At 41.6% G+C, this 19,935-nt stretch carries 19 protein-coding genes and 2 pseudogenes; 3 read left to right on the top strand and 18 right to left on the bottom strand.

Features of this window, described 5'->3' with window-relative positions:
• Positions 1-324 precede the first annotated feature (324 nt).
• The 17 genes and pseudogenes from HT701_RS04525 to nrdR form a co-directional block, all read right to left on the bottom strand.
• Positions 325-1,305, bottom strand: a complete 981-nt coding sequence (locus HT701_RS04525) for an acetylxylan esterase (protein ID WP_172931257.1) — start codon at positions 1,303-1,305, stop codon at positions 325-327.
• 319 nt (positions 1,306-1,624) lie between these two features.
• Positions 1,625-3,640, bottom strand: coding sequence for an ATP-dependent DNA helicase RecG (gene recG, locus HT701_RS04520; protein ID WP_119920152.1), 2,016 nt, complete (start codon positions 3,638-3,640; stop codon positions 1,625-1,627).
• A gap of 18 nt (positions 3,641-3,658) precedes the next feature.
• Positions 3,659-4,762, bottom strand: a complete 1,104-nt coding sequence (gene alr, locus HT701_RS04515) for an alanine racemase (RefSeq protein ID WP_023935689.1) — start codon at positions 4,760-4,762, stop codon at positions 3,659-3,661.
• On the bottom strand, positions 4,752-5,114 hold the full coding sequence (gene acpS / locus HT701_RS04510; RefSeq protein WP_031233486.1) for a holo-ACP synthase: 363 nt from the start codon (positions 5,112-5,114) through the stop codon (positions 4,752-4,754). Before acpS ends, alr begins: the two co-directional genes overlap by 11 nt.
• Positions 5,115-5,158: 44 nt before the next feature.
• A complete protein-coding gene (locus HT701_RS04505; RefSeq protein WP_000864063.1) occupies positions 5,159-6,190 on the bottom strand; it encodes a 3-deoxy-7-phosphoheptulonate synthase in 1,032 nt (343 codons plus the stop codon).
• A gap of 1 nt (position 6,191) precedes the next feature.
• Positions 6,192-7,223: a 3-deoxy-7-phosphoheptulonate synthase gene (locus HT701_RS04500; protein ID WP_000232198.1), complete on the bottom strand. Its 1,032-nt coding sequence runs from the start codon at positions 7,221-7,223 to the stop codon at positions 6,192-6,194.
• An 80-nt stretch (positions 7,224-7,303) separates the two neighbouring features.
• Positions 7,304-9,817 carry a preprotein translocase subunit SecA gene (gene secA, locus HT701_RS04495; protein ID WP_001274079.1) on the bottom strand — a complete coding sequence of 838 codons (2,514 nt, stop codon included), beginning with the start codon at positions 9,815-9,817 and terminating at the stop codon, positions 7,304-7,306.
• 145 nt (positions 9,818-9,962) lie between these two features.
• Positions 9,963-10,275, bottom strand: a pseudogene (locus tag HT701_RS04490) (hypothetical protein).
• 10 nt (positions 10,276-10,285) lie between these two features.
• Positions 10,286-10,936 (bottom strand): ABC transporter ATP-binding protein, encoded by a 651-nt coding sequence (locus HT701_RS04485; protein ID WP_001235270.1) that lies wholly within the window; start codon positions 10,934-10,936, stop codon positions 10,286-10,288.
• A 3-nt stretch (positions 10,937-10,939) separates the two neighbouring features.
• Positions 10,940-11,581 (bottom strand): hypothetical protein, encoded by a 642-nt coding sequence (locus tag HT701_RS04480; protein WP_007284818.1) that lies wholly within the window; start codon positions 11,579-11,581, stop codon positions 10,940-10,942.
• Positions 11,574-12,365: a hypothetical protein gene (locus tag HT701_RS04475; RefSeq protein WP_000701281.1), complete on the bottom strand. Its 792-nt coding sequence runs from the start codon at positions 12,363-12,365 to the stop codon at positions 11,574-11,576. Before HT701_RS04475 ends, HT701_RS04480 begins: the two co-directional genes overlap by 8 nt.
• Before the next feature lie 31 nt (positions 12,366-12,396).
• A complete protein-coding gene (locus HT701_RS11430; protein WP_000681324.1) occupies positions 12,397-12,732 on the bottom strand; it encodes a hypothetical protein in 336 nt (111 codons plus the stop codon).
• Positions 12,733-12,812: 80 nt separating this feature from the next.
• Positions 12,813-14,123 (bottom strand): ribosome biogenesis GTPase Der, encoded by a 1,311-nt coding sequence (gene der / locus HT701_RS04470; RefSeq protein ID WP_001207696.1) that lies wholly within the window; start codon positions 14,121-14,123, stop codon positions 12,813-12,815.
• A gap of 13 nt (positions 14,124-14,136) precedes the next feature.
• Positions 14,137-14,850: an NADPH-dependent oxidoreductase gene (locus tag HT701_RS04465; RefSeq protein WP_023935676.1), complete on the bottom strand. Its 714-nt coding sequence runs from the start codon at positions 14,848-14,850 to the stop codon at positions 14,137-14,139.
• On the bottom strand, positions 14,847-15,743 hold the full coding sequence (gene dnaI, locus HT701_RS04460) for a primosomal protein DnaI (protein WP_023935675.1): 897 nt from the start codon (positions 15,741-15,743) through the stop codon (positions 14,847-14,849). Before dnaI ends, HT701_RS04465 begins: the two co-directional genes overlap by 4 nt.
• Entirely contained in the window at positions 15,744-16,913 is a 1,170-nt protein-coding gene (locus tag HT701_RS04455) for a replication initiation and membrane attachment family protein (RefSeq protein ID WP_023935674.1), read from the bottom strand. It abuts the gene before it with no gap.
• On the bottom strand, positions 16,914-17,387 hold the full coding sequence (nrdR, locus tag HT701_RS04450; RefSeq protein WP_001203672.1) for a transcriptional regulator NrdR: 474 nt from the start codon (positions 17,385-17,387) through the stop codon (positions 16,914-16,916).
• A gap of 139 nt (positions 17,388-17,526) precedes the next feature.
• On the opposite strand from nrdR, the gene HT701_RS04445 reads away from it, so the two are divergent.
• Genes HT701_RS04445 through HT701_RS04435 form a run of 3 tightly spaced genes read left to right on the top strand, consistent with a single transcriptional unit; the run spans position 17,527 to position 19,376 of the window.
• A complete protein-coding gene (locus HT701_RS04445; protein WP_000119148.1) occupies positions 17,527-17,892 on the top strand; it encodes a GntR family transcriptional regulator in 366 nt (121 codons plus the stop codon).
• A 4-nt stretch (positions 17,893-17,896) separates the two neighbouring features.
• Positions 17,897-18,592 (top strand): ABC transporter ATP-binding protein, encoded by a 696-nt coding sequence (locus tag HT701_RS04440; protein WP_000054197.1) that lies wholly within the window; start codon positions 17,897-17,899, stop codon positions 18,590-18,592.
• Between the two features lie 16 nt (positions 18,593-18,608).
• Positions 18,609-19,376 (top strand): hypothetical protein, encoded by a 768-nt coding sequence (locus HT701_RS04435; protein WP_172931256.1) that lies wholly within the window; start codon positions 18,609-18,611, stop codon positions 19,374-19,376.
• A 248-nt stretch (positions 19,377-19,624) separates the two neighbouring features.
• On the opposite strand, the pseudogene HT701_RS04430 reads toward HT701_RS04435, so the two are convergent.
• Positions 19,625-19,935 (bottom strand): annotated as a pseudogene (locus HT701_RS04430) (Rgg/GadR/MutR family transcriptional regulator); the annotation flags it as partial.

The following is a 19,935-nucleotide window of genomic DNA, read 5'->3' as shown; positions in this document are numbered from 1 at the left end:
CAGCTCAAAACACCGTTTTGAGATGGCAGATAGAACTGACGAAGTCAGTAACCATACCTACGGCAAGGCGAAGCTGACGTGGTTTGAAGAGATTTTTGGAAAGTATTAACACCTACAGACAAGCCTGACGATAGCAAGAACTACCCTACTCGATAGGTATCGGCTTTTGCTTTCTGAAAAAAATTATTTTAAGCAATTTGACAAAGCTAGCAACAAAAAATTCTATAAATATTCCCACTATAAAACGCATAGTATCAAGCTTGTTCAACACCTGATACTATGCGTGTTTGTGATTTTTAAGATTTTGTGCCTAGAGTCGACTCCTTATTTTAGATATTTGAAAGGAATCTCACTCCCACAGAGCCAGTTATAAACCTGGTCATTGACAAAAACATTCATGGCTTCGTGGGCATACTCAGGCATGATGCGATAAGCCTTATCGCAGATCAAACGATTGTAAATCGCAAACTGGGTAATGGGATAGCAAACATCGTCGTCCAAGCCCGTAATCATCTTAACCTCACCTTGGATACGATAGGCAAGATTTTTGACATCGATATAGGCAAGGGTCGCCATGATTTCCTCCTCTGTTTCATGAAAAGGATCGTGGAACTTGAAATAACGGAAAAGTTCATCATAAGCCTCACTAGTATTGCCAATCTCAATCACCCGTCTGAAGTCTGACAAGAAGGGATAGATGGAAACTGTTTTCTGAATTCGAGGATTGAGCGCTGCTGCAACCAAAGCTAGAGCACCACCTTGAGAGGCACCATAGCTAGAAAGACGCTTCTCATCTACCTCAGGCAGATTAGCAATAATTTCAACCAACTGGTAAATGTCCAGATAAACATCCTTATAAAAGAGGTGATCCCGACCCTCCACAGCACCACGGATAATATGTCCCTTAACCGTATTTCCTAGAGGAGAACGCAAACCGTCTTGTGAATAGCCCGACTGGCCTCGAACATCCATGGAAACAACACCGTAACCAGCTACGGTGAAGCCCAGCATGTCGGCCCAATCCCAACCACGTCCCATATAACCATGGAAATGGAAGATTAGCGGAACCTTCTCCTCACTCTTTGGAAGAACGACGCGTGCATAGACCTTGCCTTCATTGCTTCCTTCAAAGGTTAGTTCATAGCACTTGACTTGAGGAATGTGGAAATCTCTTTCCTCCAAGTGGTAGGCTGGAAGCGTGGAAACTTTTTTCACTTCCTCATCCCAGAAAGCATCAAAATCTTCCGGAACCTCGTCCCTGCCTTTATAAGTCTTCATTTCTTCTAACAAAGCTGGATTTTTCATAGCATGCTCCTTTTATTTTGTAATCGCTACCACAACTGTAGCACATCTAAGAAAGCAATGCAAGAAAGAAGGATAAATAGAAAGTGAATTTAGCTTTTCCTCCTTCAAGCCTATTGACTGAAAGTAGTTTTAGAAACGAAAAAAGAGCATTTCGCTCTTCTTCCTTTATTCAATCTTAGTTTTTTGCTTCTTTCTTTTGGAAAGTAGTTTGGTAATTTACTTTAATCGTTACTGTCATATGAGAGTCCTCGTTTCTTTTTGATGACTCTAGTATAAGGGTCAAACCTGAAAGCTAGCTTAAGTTTTCCTTAGAGAAAGCTTAATCCAGATGTTCTTTCTTTTCCAAATGAAGGGCAATCATGCGCCACTCTGGATCCTCTTGCCAGCCTTCAATAGAACTAATGTAGCTAGCAACCTTTCTGGCTTCTTCTAAAATCGGAAAATCTTCGATAATATCAGCTACTTGAAACTCTGGGAGTCCTGACTGTCTGGTTCCAAAAATTTCACCTGAACCACGCATTTTCAAATCTTCTTCGGCCAGGACAAATCCATTGGTCGTTTCTGTCATGATGCGCATGCGGTCGTTCCCAGAATCAGTCTTGGGATTGGCAACGAGAACAGCATAGGACTGCTTGTCCCCCCGACCGACACGACCTCTAAGCTGGTGAAGCTGACTGAGACCGAAACGGTCGGCATCCATGATAATCATGACCGTAGCATTAGGAACGTTGACCCCAACCTCGATAACCGTCGTCGAAACCAGAATATCCGTCTTTCTCTCTTTGAAATCCTGCATGATCTGGTCTTTTTCGTCACTCTTCATCTTACCATGTAGAAGAGCCACTTCTGCCTTACCTGCAAAATGAGCCGTCAGCTCTTCTGATAAGGCAATGGCATTTTTCAAATCTAGAGCTTCTGATTCTTCAATCAAAGGAGAGATGACATAGGCTTGAGAACCTTTTTGGATTTCCCCCTCTAACCAAGTCAAAACCTGAGCTAGTTGCTCATGTTTGATCCAGCGCGTCACAATAGGCTTCCGACCTGCTGGCATCTGGTCGATAATGGAAACATCCATATCTCCAAAGGCTGTGATGGCAAGCGTCCGTGGAATGGGAGTCGCCGTCATCATGAGGACATCTGGATTGTCGCCTTTTTCCCGTAAAATACGCCTTTGCCCCACACCAAAACGGTGTTGCTCATCGATGATAATCAAACCAAGACGAGCATACTCCACCCCATCCTGAATCAGAGCGTGGGTTCCGATAATCAAATCAGCCTCACCCTTAGCAATAGTCTCCGAGACTTCTCTCTTTTCTGCAGCTTTTAAGGAACCTGTCAAGAGAGCCAGTTTTAGGTCTGGAAAGAGACTCTGTAGACTCTCAAAATGTTGCTCTGCAAGGATTTCTGTTGGCACCATGAGGGCTGCTTGATAGCCAGCTGTCACCGCCGCAAACATGGCCAAGCCAGCGACCACCGTTTTTCCGCTCCCCACATCCCCTTGTAGGAGACGATTCATGTGGTGGTCGGACTTCATATCGGTTAAAATTTCCAGCAAACTTTTTTCTTGAGCTGGGGTCAAGGAAAAAGGTAGATTTTCTTTAACTACTGTCACTTTTTCCTGAGACCAATTCAGAACCAGACCACTTCCCTGAACTCTATTTTCAGACTTGAGCGTCTGCAATTGCATTTGAAAATAAAAGAGTTCCTCAAATTTGATACGGCGAAGAGCCTGCTTGTATTCTGCCAAATCCTTGGGGAAATGCATGGCACGAACAGCCTGACAACGGGACATGAGTTTGTATTTGTCTAGTAAAGACTGGGGCAGATTTTCTTCTATCAAGAGGTCCAGTCCCTGATCAAAGGCTGTCTTGATAACTTTGACCAGACTGGCCTGACTGATTCCCTGAGCCAAGCGATAGACAGGTTGGAAATCATCTTCCACCTGAGCCAGGACCTTCATCCCAGTCAGACTAGCCTTGGCACGGTCCCATTTTCCAAAGACAGCAAGAGTTGCTCCCAACTCTATCTTATCAGCCAGATAGGGCTGGTTAAAGAAGTTCACCGCAAAAACGACTTCTCCCTGCTTGAGGCTAAAGCGCAGACGATTGCGCTTGAAACCATAATACTGGACACTGGCAGGAGTCACTACTTGTCCAGACAGAACTGCCTTTTCTCCGTCTTCCAGCTCCAGCACTTGCTTGGTTTTGAAATCTTCATATCTGAAAGGAAAGTAAAGCAAGAGGTCTTGCAAGTTTTCAATTCCTAGTTTGGCGTATTTTTCTGCTGACTTTGGTCCCACACCAGGTAAGACATGCAAGGGTTGATGTAGATTCATGCTCCACTCCTTTCTTTTCTAATCATATTCTCTCGGAATGCGGTCGCTGAGAAGACAAACCACCTCATAGTTAATAGTCCCACGGTAGGACGCTACCTGAGTTGCAGTGATTTCCTTATCCCCATTGGAGCCAATCAAGGTTACCTTGGTTCCGAGTGGGTAAGGCTTAGGCAATCGAATAGTGATTTGGTCCATCGAAACCCTGCCGACAATTGGGCAAGCTTGGCCATCTACCAAGACAGAGAAATTTTCCATGTCTCTTGTCCATCCATCTGCATAGCCGATTGGCACGGTCGCGATGACCTGCTCGCTATCTGCCTGATAGGTCGCCCCGTAGCCCATGCAAGCTCCAGCTGAAACTGTCTTGACATGAACCAGAGCAGACTCCAAGGTCAAGGCTGGAATCAAGTCATAGGGTAAATCCAAGACCTCTCCGCTAGGATTAAGACCATACATGGCATCTCCCATACGGATCGCATTAAAAATAGTCTCTGCATGCCAAAGGGTCGTTGCCGAATTACTGGCATGAACCAGCTCTGGAAGACCTTTCATACTTGATAGAATGGTTTTAAACCGTTCTAACTGGGCATTAAAATAGTCATCTGATTCCTCATCAGCAGTCGCAAAGTGGGTAAAGATTCCTTCAACACGAACACCGTGTTGTTGGAGCAAGTCTTGAGCCTGATCAGCCTCACTAGCCTCTCTAAAACCAATCCGTCCCATCCCTGAGTCAATCTTGAGGTGAACTGTCAATCCAGTTAGGTCCGCTTCCTTATCTAAGAGTGCTTGAATCCACTCCAGTCCAGCCACTGTCAAGGTGATGTCATATTCTTTAGCTAGAGCAACAACTTCTAGCTCAGAAACTCCTAAAATGAGGATTGGCTTGCTGAGTCCAGCTTGTCTGAGTTCAATAGCTTCATCAATATTGGAAACGCAGAAGCCATCGACATCATCTTGAATCGCATTGGCAACAGCTACTGCCCCATGCCCATAGGCATTGGCTTTGACCACTGCCCACTTGAGTGTCCCCTCAGGGATATGAGCCCCCATTTGCTGAATATTGTGTCGAATAGCTCCCAGATGAATCAGAGCCTTGGTTGGTCTATGCGGACTAGCTTGCATGATTTTCCTCCAAAATGACACTGGCTGTCACAAACTGATCGGTATGGCTGATAGATAGCCAAATTTTTCCTGAAAATGGTGACTGACTAAAATAAGGCGCCCCGCGTTCATTGTTTAAGACTTCTAAATCCTGAAAACCGAGCTTGCCAATTCCCGTTCCCATGGCCTTGGAAAAGGCTTCTTTAGCCGACCAGCGACCAGCCAAATATTCGATTTGCCTGCGCCCTTTAAGACTGTTAAACCGTTCCATTTCCTTGGCTGTCAGCACGCGCTTGGCAAAGCCTTCATGTCGTGCAGCCGCTCTTTCTATCGAAGCCAATTCTTCGATGTCAATTCCGTGTCCAACTATCATTCTCATCAAAAGGAGTTGAGATTCCCCAACTCCATCCTTTTCACTTATTCTGCCAAGGTAGCATAGATTTCTTCTACCAAAGCCTCTGTATTTTCCCAACCTAGGCAAGGATCTGTAATAGAGCAGCCAAAGACCTCTGGTTGGTTTTGACGACCATCTGCTAGGTAAGATTCAATCATAAATCCTCGAACTGTCTTTTTAATTTTCTCATTCCAATCACGATTTTGCAAGGTCTGGCGAACAATTCGAATCTGCTCCATATACTGCTTGCCTGAGTTATCATGGTTGGTGTCGATGAGGATAAAGGGATTTTCAAGTCCCATAGTTTCATAGCGTTCAATGGCTTGGAGTAAGTTTTCATAGTAGTAATTCGGCATATAATTGCCATACTCGTTAACTGCTCCACGGAGGATGACATGGGACAAAGGATTACCTGAAGTCTCAACTTCCTGCCCATGATAAAGGAAGGTTTGCTTATTTTGAGCAGCATAGATGGCGTTAAACATAACACCCAAATTTCCTGAGGTTGGATTTTTCATCCCTACTGGTGCATCAATCCCAGAAGCCACAAAGCGGTGCTCTTGGTCTTCCACAGAACGAGCTCCAACAGCATGGTAGCTGACCAAGTCATCCACCAAGATTAGATTTGACGGATAAAGCATCTCATCTGCCGTCGTCAAACCAGTCTCTGTAATCACTCGGTAGTGCAACTGGCGCACAGCCTGCAAACCGTTAATCAGGCTTGGAGCCTTAGAAGTGTCTGGCTGGTGAACCAACCCTTTATAGCCGTCTCCGTTGGTACGAGGCTTAGCAGTATAAACGCGCATAACCATGAAAATCTTGTCCGCTACCTTCTTTTGCAAGGCTGACAAGCGGCGGGCATATTCCAAGACAGCTTCTTCATTATCAGAAGAGCAAGGACCAATTACCAAAAGGAGACGGTCATCTTCCCCTGAAATAATGTCTGCCAATTCCCTGTCACGGCTTTCCTTGAGTCTCAAGGCTTCCGCAGACAATTGGGTTTCAGCCTTAATGACTTCCATATCGATTTCTTGACCTTTTTCAATAAATGCCATCTTATTCTCCTAACGTTTTGTAAATTTCTCTGACAAGAGCTTCTGTGTTATCCCAACCCAAGCAAGGGTCTGTGATAGACTTACCAAATACTTCTGGCTCATTTTGTCGACCATCTTCCAGATAAGACTCAATCATAAAACCACGAACGAACTGCTTAATTTTTTCATTCCAAGCACGGTTAATCAAGGTCTGGCGGACAATTCGGATCTGTTCCATATACTGCTTACCAGAATTGTCATGATTGGTATCAATGATGATAAAAGGATTTTCCAAGCCCATTTTCTCATACTGGGCAATGGTCTCAATTAAATTGTCATAATAGTAGTTGGGAATATTGTTACCATACTCATTAAGAGCACCACGAAGAATAGCGTGTGAAAGCGGGTTCCCAGTTGTTTCTACTTCTTTTCCTAAGAAAAGGAAACTTTGTTTGTTTTGAGCAGCATAAATCCCATTAAACATGACATTGAGATTTCCAGAGGTTGGATTTTTAAAACCAGTAGAAAATCCTGCCCCACTTGCCACAAAGCGGTGTTGCTGGTCTTCAACTGAACGGGCACCAACTGCCATGTAAGAAATCAAATCATCTACAAGCGGAAGGTTTTCAGGATAAAGCATTTCATCAGCAGTTGTCATCCCTGTTTCTGTGATGACACGATAGTGAAGATGGCGAACGGCTTTGATTCCATTGATAAGACTAGGCGCTTCTGTCGCGTTAGGCTGGTGAATCAAGCCCTTATAGCCATCTCCGTTGGTACGGGGTTTGGCAGTATAAACACGCATAACCATAAAGATACGATCTGCCACTTCTTCTTGTAGGACTGCCAAACGCTTAGCGTATTCAAGGACAGCTTCTTCGTTGTCAGATGAGCACGGACCGATTACCAAGAGAATCCGCTGGTCTTCTCCACGCATGATGGCTTCTAGCTCTTGATCGCGCTGTGATTTTCTCTCCAAAGCTTGGCCTTCTAATTTTGATAAGGCACGAACTTCTTCGATATTTATTTTAGGACTTTTTGCTGTAAATACCATAAGTCATCTCCTTATAAAGCAAACGGATACCAAGTAAAAATTTACTTTTCACAAGATATCCGCCTCTAAACTATCTCATTTTATTGTCTTTTACCGTGACAATTTTTAAACTTCTTACCAGAACCACATGGGCAAAGTTGATTGCGTCCAATCTGGCTCAAATCCAAATCTTCTGGCATACTTGCTTGGTGAGCAGCGATATTGCGAGTCGCTGTTGTACTGATATGGCGTTCTGCCTGTGGTCTTTCTTGTTCATGAATTTGTGCTTTCATCATCAAGCGTGTCACATCAAACTCAATCGAACCAATCATATCATTAAACATACGGAAACCTTCTGCCTGATACTCAACAACAGGGTTGTTCTGAGCATAACCACGAAGTCCAACCGCGTTACGCAATTGATCAAGGGCATCGATATGATCTGTCCACTTGTTATCCACCACTCGTAGAATCAAAACTTTTTGGAATTCTTTAACTGCTTCTTCATCGCGTAGTTTTGAAACCTGACTATCATAAACCTTCAAGGCACGTTGGAAAAGCTCTTCCTTGATGGCCTTATCAGACAAGCCTGACAAATCTTCCATCGTAATAGAATCTTCTGGAAGCAAGTTGTACTTAGCAAAGTTCAAAATTGCTTCAAGTTTTTCATCTTGTTTGGCACGCGCATGACCATCGACGACACGTTCAATCGTGCGTTTGTGCATAGCCTGAATTTCAGGTGCCAAGTCACGGTCTGCAGTGATGACATCGTAACGTTGAGCATAGATAATCTCACGTTGTTCACGCATGACATCGTCGTATTGAAGGACTTGTTTACGGGTATCGTAGTTATTTCCTTCGACACGTTTCTGAGCTGCCTCAACCTGACGCGTCAACATACGAGACTCAATGGCCTCTTCAGACATATTCAAGCGTTCAAATATGCCTTTCAAGCGTTCAGAACCAAAACGTTTCATCAAATCATCTTCAAGAGAGAGGTAGAATTGTGACTCACCTGGATCTCCTTGACGACCTGAACGTCCACGAAGCTGGTTATCGATACGACGACTTTCATGACGTTCTGTACCAATCACACAAAGTCCTCCAAGTTCACGAACACCTTCACCAAGCTTGATGTCGGTACCACGACCCGCCATGTTGGTTGCGATGGTAACGGCACCACGTTGACCAGCATTCATGATGATTTGGGCTTCTCTATAGTGATTTTTGGCATTCAAGACTTCGTGAGGAACACCAGCTGCGACCAATTTCTTAGAAATGTAGTCACTAGTTTCAACCGCTACTGTACCAACCAAGACAGGCTGACCCTTTTGGTAACGAGCCTTAACGTCTTCGACAACCGCTTTAAACTTAGATTCGATACTTGCATAAAGAAGGTCTGAGTGGTCAATCCGTTGAACAGGACGGTTTGTTGGGATTGGAATAACACGAATGTTGTAGATTTCACGGAATTCTTCTTCCTCAGTCTTACCTGTCCCCGTCATACCAGACAATTTCTTGTACATACGGAAAAGGTTTTGATACGTGATTGAGGCAGATGTCTTGGTTTCATCCTGGATTGGCACACCTTCTTTGGCTTCAATAGCTTGGTGCAAGCCATCAGAATAACGACGACCTTCCATGGTACGACCTGTAAATTGGTCGACAATCAAGATTTCTTGCTCTTCGCTCACCACATAGTCAATATCGAGAAGCATGATGTAGTTGGCACGAAGGGCATTATCGATAAAGTGAGTAAGAGCTACGTTTTCGATGTCATAGAGATTTTCAAGCTTGAAGTAGCTTTCAGCCTTGTCAATCCCTGAATCAGACAAACCAATAGTCTTAGACTGCACATCGATGATGTAGTCGTCTTTGTCCAAAGATTTTACATAGTGGTCTGCCATATGGTAGAGCTGACTGGTTTCAACTGCATTAGCACCTGATACGATCAAAGGTGTACGGGCCTCGTCAATCAAGATAGAGTCAACCTCATCGACCAAGGCATAGTTAAGCGGACGTTGTACCATGTTTTCAGCACGAACGACCATGTTATCACGTAGGTAGTCAAATCCGATTTCTGAGTTGGTTGAGTAGGTAATGTCACACTCATAGGCTTCTTTTTTCTCCATTGGAGATTTGGCAGCCAAGTTAATCCCTACTGACAAACCAAGCCATGAGTACAATTCACCCATCTCAGTCGCGTCACGTTCTGATAGGTATTCGTTAACCGTAACTACGTGAACCCCTTTGCCTGAAAGGGCATTGAGGTATACCGGCATAGTCGCAGTCAAGGTTTTCCCTTCCCCTGTACGCATCTCTGGCACGTCACCATGGTGAAGAACGATTCCCCCCATGACCTGAACCTTATATGGGAAGAGACCTAGGACACGTTTGGCACCCTCACGGACAACCGCAAATGCTTCATAAAGCAATGAATCCAGCGATTCTCCATTTTGATAACGTTCTTTAAATTCAACTGTTTTTGCTTTTAGTTGGTCATCAGTCAAAGCAGCCATTTGGTCTTCGTATTTGAAAACCTTGTCAGCCATCTTTTCCAGACGACGGATTTCTCCTTTATCATTTTCGATAATTGTTTTTAAAATATTAGCCATGTTTTTCCTTACTTTAAATTCCGAATATTTTAGAATGTTCTTTTAATTTTAGCACAATTACTGATTATTTTCAAGGAAGAATCCCCATTTTGAAAAGGAAAAAGAGGCTAGTTTTCAAGCTAACCTCTCTGACTTTTATGATACTTTAATTGCCAAGAATCGGCAAAATGGCAAATAGGATAAATAGATTTATCCAAAAAGAAAGACAACAGATAAGTCCAAAAAGAAAGACAACAGATAAGTCCAAAAACAAAGAGACTGACTTTCTTGGACAGCAAGGCCATCAAAATGGACAGAATTCCAAAAACTAGTAAAACTTTCTGCATGATTAAGAGATTGATAGATATTCCCAGAACTGGTTTATCCCAAGGAAGAAAGAAGAAAGCCAGCCAGATCAGCAGAACTAAACCAATATAGACCTTAGAATAGCGTGTAATAAATGATTTTAGATGTGCCATAAGCCACCTCCTAAGCTTGTATATCTTTTGAATACTGTATATGCCCATTTTCGACAACTAATACATCTGTACAAAGGTCTGAAATATCTTCCGATATGTGTGATGTCAGGATAACCAGACCATTTTCTTTTTTAAGGTAAGATAAAATGACCTGTTTGGTTAACCTCACACTCTTCTCATCCAAAGCATTCATGGGTTCATCGAGAAAGAGTATAGATGGTTCGGCAATAAAGGCTTGAATCAAAGCCATTTTTTGTTTCGTTCCTAAGGATAAATGACGGTACTCAACGTCTTCAAATTCCTGTAAATCATAATATTGGATCCAATCGGCAATTCTTTTTTCCGTAACTTTAGATGAAAAATACCTCAACAATTCCAAATTTTCTCTAAGGGATAAATGAGATAAAAACTCGACTTTTTCAATTAAAACCCCTGCATCCTGAATATAATGATTTTTTATCCCGTAGACTTCCCCATCTTGAAGAACTTTTCCTTTGTCAAGCTTAATATAACCAGCAAGTGCCTTTAAAAGAACCGTCTTGCCAGATCCATTATCACCTTTAAGGCCATAAATTTTTCCTGATTGAAAGACCAGATTTAACTCATTTAAAATAGGTCTTTTCCCATAAATTTTCTGTCCATTTATAATTTCAAGTCTCATCGTTTATCCTTTCTTAAATTTCTCTTCCAAGCGACTAACAATCAAGATAACTAATAAACTTAAGAGTCCTAAATACACTGTTACAATATGATCCATCATCCATTCTTGTCCCACAAATGCTAAAAAATAGAGAAAAAAGGAAAAACCAGCGCCCGCACTAATCAGTGCTATCAGATAAGACAGTAGCAAGTACAACATCATTAACTGAGCAAGTAAAAAGAAAAGTACGACTGTTTTGAAATGAATTCCTAGAGGAAGTAAACCAAGGAACCAGACAAATAAATCTTGAGTAAAAAATTTAGAGATGACAACCAATCGTTTCCTTGTATAATCGAAAAAGGAGCTTGATTGATAGCGAATCAAGTGATGGTAATGGTCTGCCAAATCAGTTTCAAGCAAAATAACAGAGAGCCATCCTACCATGAAAAGCGAAAGGTTTAACAAGAGTTTGGGGATTTCTAAATTCACTTCAGAATAGTCATTATAGGAAAAGATTGAAATCAATTCTCTCTTGAAAAAGAGAAAAACATCCTGCTTTTGAACCGCTGTTGACAATAGATAGTTTATCAAAATCATCATCAGAACTATACGAAGTAGTAAAACGATCTTTCTCTTTAGCAAAATATTGTTAAAATTCTTAAACATTATCTTCATATTTTTCAAGCACCATATAGGGGACAATATAAAGGATATAAGGAGTAAAGAGTTTCATCAAACTGACATCCCCATAGCTAGCTTGCATCAAACTCGTCATAGGAACCATATAGTAAGGCAAGGCACTATAGAGTAACATAGAACCAAGCCAAAGAAACATCAAATAGGCAATTGCCGAACGAGTCACATTCCCTAAATAATCAACTATTTTTAAAAAATAGACTGCATTGATGAAAATACCGATTAGTAGGACACAAGTAAAGAACAAATAGCTTGTTATCTCTCCATCTAGGAGCCTTTGTAAACTACTCCCATCAGAAAATAGAGAATTCCATTCAAGAGGAGAAAAAGTCCCAAAGAAATAAGTTAAAATTGCAATTATCAGCACAGTCACTAAATATATCACACAAGGGATACTTGCAACTTGCAAAGTCAACTTTCTTTTTACCCCTTGATAACTCACTTCTCTTCCAATACTCAATCGTAAAACTTTATTTTTCAGCTCAATATATTGAAAACCTAGCAAAACAATGATGATTGGAATAATAAATGATTGATAAAAACCTAGATTGAACTGGAGAATACGAAAATCTAATGCTGATTTTAATAAGTCATTTTTAATTGCTTGTCCATCGAATTTAGCTAGATCGGGCGCATGAATATCAAAAAAGAAATAAGTCATCAAAACATCACGATAAACCAAAGCAAGAAAAAGCAAAGTAAGCAAGACATAAACAAATTTATGCCTTGCCAAAGTTAAGAGAGGAATCTTCATAAGCCACCTCCTATTAAAAAACCGATATAAATCAATGCCTCCCCGCTTTAGACTTCCCTAACTCCTTTCTTAGTCTAAGCATTTTTTTGAAACAAGAATAAGTTAACCTATTCAGACCAATAGCTAGCAGAATAAAAAGAAACCAAATGCCCCATAACTTGATATCTGTCAAATTTCTCAAGACGATATTGAAAAACAGAACTGAAATAACTGTCCAAGCAAGGCTAAAAAGAGCATAGAGGGGGATGTAAAACCAGTAAAAATAGTAAAAAATTGGGAAAAATTTACTTTCTCTATTATCCTTTTCAATCCAATTGAAAAAGTAAAACCAGGGCAATAAGATTATAAATTTAAACAAATGTTTCATCGATACCTCCTTTTTGATAGCGTTTTCTATTATTTTATTATATCAAAAAAATCTGGAAATGTCATTCCAGATTCTACTTTTTATTTGCGTTTTCTTGCGATGAGATGAATCGGTGTTCCCTCAAAAACAAAGGCCTTGCGGATTTGATTTTCCAAGAAACGCAGGTAAGAAAAGTGCATGAGTTCTTCTTCATTGACAAAGATGACAAAGGTTGGTGGTTTGGTTGCCACTTGGGTCGCATAGAAAATCTTGAGACGTTTTCCTTTGTCTGTCGGTGTTGGGTTGATGGCAATGGCATCCATGATGACATCGTTCAAGACAGCTGATGGAATACGTGTATTTTGACTTTCGCTGATTTGCTTAATCATCTCAGGAAGTTTGTGGAGACGTTGCTTGGTCAAAGCGGATACAAAGATAATCGGTGCGTAAGGCAGGTATTGGAACTGCTCACGGATATCTTCTTCCCAGTTTTTCATAGTGTGGTTATCTTTTTCAAGCGTATCCCACTTGTTGACCACGATAATCATCCCTTTACCAGCTTCATGGGCAAATCCTGCGATACGCTTGTCGTACTCACGAATGCCTTCTTCCGCATTGATGACCATCAAGACCACATCTGAACGGTCAATAGCACGCATGGCACGCATAACAGAGTATTTCTCGGTATTTTCATAAACCTTACCAGACTTACGCATACCAGCCGTATCAATCATGGTAAACTCTTGACCATCTGTATCTGTAAAGTGGGTATCAATGGCATCACGAGTTGTTCCAGCAACAGGACTAGCAATAACACGGTCTTCGCCCAAGATAGCATTGATCAAACTTGATTTTCCAACGTTTGGACGACCAATCAGGCTAAACTTAATGACATCTGGATTTTCTTCTTCATATTCATTTGGAAGGTTTTCCACAATCGCATCTAGTACATCCCCTGTACCGATACCATGGACAGATGAGATAGGCAGTGGTTCACCCAAACCGAGGGCATAGAAATCATAGATATCATTTCGCATCTCAGGGTTGTCCACCTTGTTAACTGCGAGGATAACTGGTTTGTGGGTCTTATAAAGCTTACGGGCTACGTATTCGTCCGCATCGGTAATTCCTTCCTTACCAGACACGACAAAGACGATAACATCGGCTTCTTCCATGGCAATTTCTGCCTGGTGCTTGATTTGTTCCATGAAAGGAGCATCGACATCATCGATTCCTCCTGTATCAATCATGCTAAAGGAACGATTGAGCCACTCACCCGTTGCATAGATACGGTCACGTGTCACTCCTTCGACATCCTCTACAATGGAGATTCGCTCACCAGCGATCCGATTAAATAGGGTTGATTTCCCAACATTGGGACGTCCTACAATGGCAATAGTTGGTAGGGCCATAATTTCTCACTTTCTACAATAATTTCTTCTGTTCAAGATTTTTTCTAGTTGAGCTTGGTTCAGCTTGACCAAACTGTTCTGCTAGGCGCTGACTCCAGCTTGTGGTCGCACGCGCCCCAGCATAGTCAGCCTGTACACGGTCATAAGCCTCAATCACATCAACTGTTTGTTCCTGATATTCTTCCTCAAACACCACTTGATTCAATGGCAAGCGAGGTTTAACTTCATGTTCTTGATTTGGCACACCCAGTGCCATCCCAAAAACAGGATAGGTGTAGTCAGGCAGGTTAAAGAGCTCTGCCACTTCTTCTGATTTGTAACGCACCAAGCCAATAATGACACCACCATAGCCCAAGCTTTCAGCTGCCAGCAGGGCATTTTGACCAGCAAGAGCCGCATCGACTGAACTAATCAAGAGACCTTCTACACCTTGGGGTTGGAATGAATCGGTATGAAGCTGGGCTCCCTTTTCTGCTCGGTTCAAGTCTCCGACAAAGAGAAGGAAAACAGCAGACTGGCGAATAGCTTCTTGAGGTACCAATTCATACAGAGCATCTTTCTTTTCTTGACTTCGTACCACAATCACAGAGTAGGATTGGAAATTCTTCCAAGATGATGCCATCTGGGCTGCTGTCAAAATCTCATTTAAGTCTACTTGGGGAATTTCTTGCTCTTTAAACCTGCGCACTGAAGTATGAGCCTTCATCAATTTAATGGTTTCTGTCATCGACGGTTTACTCCTTCTAAACGAGTCTCCTCAGCCAAATAACGGATGCGTTCCATGACCCGTCTGGCTTCCCAGGTTTCGTCATTTCCATGTTTCACTTTCGCAAAATGCTTCTCCAAATCTTCAAAGTTGAAGTTGGATGTGAAAAAGGTCGGTAAATTTTCCTGCATCCTATATTGGAGAATGACCTGCAGGATTTCGTCACGCACCCAAACGGTTGATTGCTCGGCGCCAATATCATCTAAAATCAGGACCTCAGACAGCTTAATCTCATCCACCAAGGTCTTAACATTGCCATCACTGATAGCATTTTTGACATCAATGACAAAGCTAGGATAGTGGAGGAGAGTTGATGAAACACCACGTTTTTCTGATAAATCATGAGCTAAGGCCGCCACCATGAAACTTTTACCCACACCAAAGTCTCCATATAAGTAAAGACCTTTTCGAATAGCTGGATATTGCTCCACGAAGGCTAGTAGCTTTTCAAAAACTGGTAAGCGCCCCAAATCATCCAAGTCAACTTGAGCCAAACTAGCTTTCTTGAGACTGGCTGGTAGATTGATTAGCTTGAGACGGTTCTTAATAGCCGCTTCTTTTTCAGCCGCGATTAGCTCAGGAGTTTCTTCATAAGAAACATCCGCATAGCCATGATTCATAACCAAAATCGGCTTGTAGCCTTTGGCAATATAATCCGTATCACCACGGAGAAACTTGTCGCGCTCGGTGATGTACTGATTAAACTTGGAGATACTGCGATTCAATTCCTCTGGGGTCAAGGATTCTTGCTGGATAAAGGCCGCAACATCAGGGTCCTTCATGATTTTCTGGACCAAATCTTGATAATGAAAACGGCTAGGTTGACGCTTGAGTACGTCTCCGACACTTTCCATCTAATCTCCTCCTTTTTCTAATCGAGCTAATAGTTCTTGTTTCTTACGTTCTAGTTCCAGACGAGTTTCCTCGCTGGTTTCATTTTTATAATCTGGATTGCTCCACTTGGGTACATTGGACTTGGCAGGACTAGGGGTACTGCTTTTTTGAGCCTGATTCTTCTGCCCACGCTCACGGATTCGCAAGACTGCCTCTTCTGCCGAATGAATCTTTTGATAGGCATAATCATTAGCCACCTTCATGGCATATTTCTCATTGATGTTTGCCGAATCCACCTTATTAAAGGTCAATAAGAGAATGATATTGATGATTTCGTCCAGCAAGCCCAAACCAGCCATCTGTTGCAAGAGTTCTCTTTCTGTTTGGGTGATGGTTCCCTTGCGTGTTTGCTTGATTTCTGCCAAGAACTGCAGGGCAGTTTTACTTTTGGCCTCTTTGATAATGGTTGTTTCCTTAGGACTAAAGTCAGAGGAAACAGGTTTTTGAGCGATTTTTTCCCGCATGCGTTTGGTTGAAATGACTTGGGAAACAGCTGTTGACTTAGCCAATTGATAAGTTTCAAACCAAGTCCATTTCTTCTCCTCGGCAATGGCAAAGAGGTTTAAGACATCGGACTGCTCATCCGCAAAGCGAAGCCCATCTCGAGCCATAAGCTGACGAAAATGATCCAAGTCAAAATCGTTGGCCACTTTCTTCTTGAGACTAAGGTCTTCTTGACTTCCCAGTTCTGCTAAGTCTGGAAAGACTTGATTGAGTGAGACAGGTATTTCTTCACCCTCAGCACTTTCATCTTTCAAATCCTCCACAGCGGCATCACCAATCTTCTTCTCCAAAAGTCTGCGATACACAGGATGCTCCAAGAAATCTTGACTTGAAAGAGGAGCATGGAGGGCTAGCTGATAAACATCCCCCTTTTGATAGAGGGTTAAGAGATTAAAAGCCGATAAGATTTTCAAGGATTTTAAAAATCTGTCCATCCCAAAGTTGAGATGGTTGAGAATACTTGAAAAGAGATATTCCTTTCTGCCATTATCCCAAAAACTGATTGTATAAAGATAAAGGCTCAGTGCCTCCTGACCGATAATCGGGAGGTAGCACTGTACCAGAGATGAGGTATCTTGCGACACCCGATTATTCTTTAGATAAGAAAAACGGTCAATTGGCTTCATTTATCTTTCCTTTTTCTTTTTAGAGGACTGGGTGATTTGTTGGAGCAGACTCTCTAACTCACTGACATCCTTAAAACTACGATAGACACTAGCAAAACGTACATAGGTAATCTCGTCCAATTCAGCCAACTCCTCCATGACGAGTGACCCAATGTCCTCACTTTGAATTTCATTTTCATTTCGACCACGGAGTTTCTGTTCGATACGATTGACTACCATGTTGATTTCATCACTTGACACAGGACGTTTCTGGGCTGAGCGGATAATCCCATTAAAGATTTTATCTCTGGAGAATTGTTCCCGTGTGCCATCTTTTTTAACAACCACTAAGGTTCTTTCTTCTACCCGTTCGTAGGTTGTAAAACGGTGTTGGCATTCGTCGCACTCACGTCTTCTACGAATGGTGTTCCCTTCTTCTGCTTGGCGACTATCGATAACACTTGACTTGGTAGCCCCACATTTTGGACAACGCATCCTTTCCCTCCTTATCGTTTTCTTTTCATTATACCATTTTTTAAACGATTCCCAAAACAATTCTTCTTTTTGCTTGACAAGTTTTTTGTTTTGTTGTATTATTTAATTAAGACAAAAAGATAAAAGAAAGGAGACCAAGATGTCCTGGACATTTGACAACAAAAAACCCATCTATTTACAGATTATGGAGAAAATCAAGCTTCAGATTGTTTCCCATACACTGGAAGCCAATCAACAACTTCCAACCGTGAGAGAGCTAGCGAGCGAGGCCGGTGTCAATCCAAACACCATCCAAAGAGCCTTGTCAGACCTTGAACGAGAAGGATTTGTCTACAGCAAGCGCACAACTGGACGATTTGTGACTGAAGATAAAGAGCTGATCGCCCAATCGCGCAAACAATTATCAGAAGAAGAATTGGAACACTTCGTTTCCTCCATGACCCATTTTGGCTATGAAAAAGAAGAACTACCAAGCGTAGTCGGCGATTATATTAAAGGAGTTTAAGCCTATGTCATTACTAGCATTTGAAAATGTATCCAAATCTTATGGAGCAACCCCAGCCCTTGAAAATGTTTCCCTTGACATCCCAGCTGGAAAAATTGTTGGTCTTCTTGGGCCAAATGGCTCAGGAAAAACAACCCTGATTAAACTAATCAACGGCCTCTTACAACCAGATCAAGGACGCGTCCTTATCAACGACATGGACCCAAGCCCAGCAACCAAGGCTATCGTAGCTTATTTGCCTGATACCACCTATCTCAATGAGCAAATGAAGGTCAAAGAAGCCCTAACCTACTTCAAGACCTTCTATAAAGATTTCAATCTTGAACGCGCCCATCATCTACTTGCAGACCTCGGCATTGATGAAAATAGTCGTCTCAAGAAACTATCAAAAGGAAACAAGGAAAAGGTACAACTGATTTTGGTTATGAGCCGTGATGCTCGTCTTTACGTTCTGGACGAACCCATTGGTGGGGTGGATCCAGCAGCCCGTGAGTATATCCTCAATACCATTATCAACAACTACTCCCCAACTTCTACTGTTTTGATTTCTACCCACTTGATTTCTGATATCGAGCCAATCTTGGATGAAATTGTCTTCCTCAAAGATGGAAAAGTCGTCCGTCAAGGCAATGTAGATGACATTCGCTATGAGTCGGGTGAATCCATTGACCAACTCTTCCGTCAAGAATTTAAGGCCTAAGCAAAGGAGATTATTTATGTTTTGGAATTTAGTTCGCTACGAATTTAAAAATGTTAACAAGTGGTATTTAGCCCTCTACGCTGCTGTTCTAGTCCTTTCCGTTCCCCTGGGAATGCAAGGACACTACTATTCTTATATATCTTTCAAAGATAGCCAACCTTTCCTATTTATCTTTCTGGCTCTCGTCTTTGGCGGCTTGATAATTACACTGGGGATTTCAACTCTTTTCTTGATTATCAAACGCTTCAAAGGTAGTGTCTATGACCGCCAAGGCTATCTGACTTTGACCTTGCCAGTTTCTGAGCACTATATCATCACAGCTAAATTAGTCGGAGCCTTCATCTGGTCTATACTTAGCTCGGCTGTACTGGCTCTAAGTACTTTTCTTATTGTGACTATAACGGTTCCAGAATGGATGTCACATTATGACTGGTTCCCACTTGTAGGAACATACCTTCCTCAACTCTCTCTTGTGGGGTTATCCTTCCTACTAAATACCATTTCCAGTATCCTCTGCATCTACTTGGCTATTTCCATTGGACAGCTTTTCAATGAATACCGTACCGCACTCGCTGTTGCAGCCTACATTGGTATCCAAATCGTCATTGGCTTTATTGAAGTCTTCTTCAATACCAGTACTAACTTCTATGTCAATTCACTTGCAGGATTTAATGATAATTTCTATATGGGAGCAAGCATAGGCATTGTTGAAGAACTCATATTCATAGCTATCTTTTATCTCGGAACCTACTATATTTTGAGAAACAAGGTTAACTTGCAATAGTTTTAAAATCAAAAAGGATAACATCTCATCACAGAGAGGCTATCCTTTTTGATTTTATCTCATTTTCCGTCTAACTTTATCTTACAGACGAATCCTTCTAACCAATTAATACTCTTCGAAAATCTCTTCAAACTACATCAGCTTCACCTTGCCGTAGGTATGGTTACTGACTTCGTCAGTTCTATCTACAACCTCAAAGCAGTGCTTTGGGCAAGCTGCGGCTAGCTTCCTAGTTTGCTCTTTGATTTTCATTGAGTATAAATGGTAAAATCTGATTTAAAGGTCTTGTTTAATTTCTCTATTGTATCACTATCATTATATTCCTTAAATATTCTCATAGCTTTAGAACATTCTTTTTTACCTAACTCTATTTGATTAGTTTTTATAAGATAAATACCTTTTAGGAAGAGTAAATAATTCTTTTCAAAATAATATCCTTGTCTGGTCAGTAAATTTTCTAAATCATCTATAAAAAATTGAGCGTTATTTAACAAATTATTTTTTAATAATAATTCTAAATTAAATAAATATAAAGGAATTACTCTATGTGTTCCCATAT

The organism is Streptococcus sp. 10824 (assembly GCF_013276595.1).
GTDB lineage: Bacteria > Bacillota > Bacilli > Lactobacillales > Streptococcaceae > Streptococcus > Streptococcus pseudopneumoniae.
The sequence above is the reverse complement of the archived record's forward strand: the minus strand, read 5'-3'. Positions and strand labels throughout refer to the sequence as shown.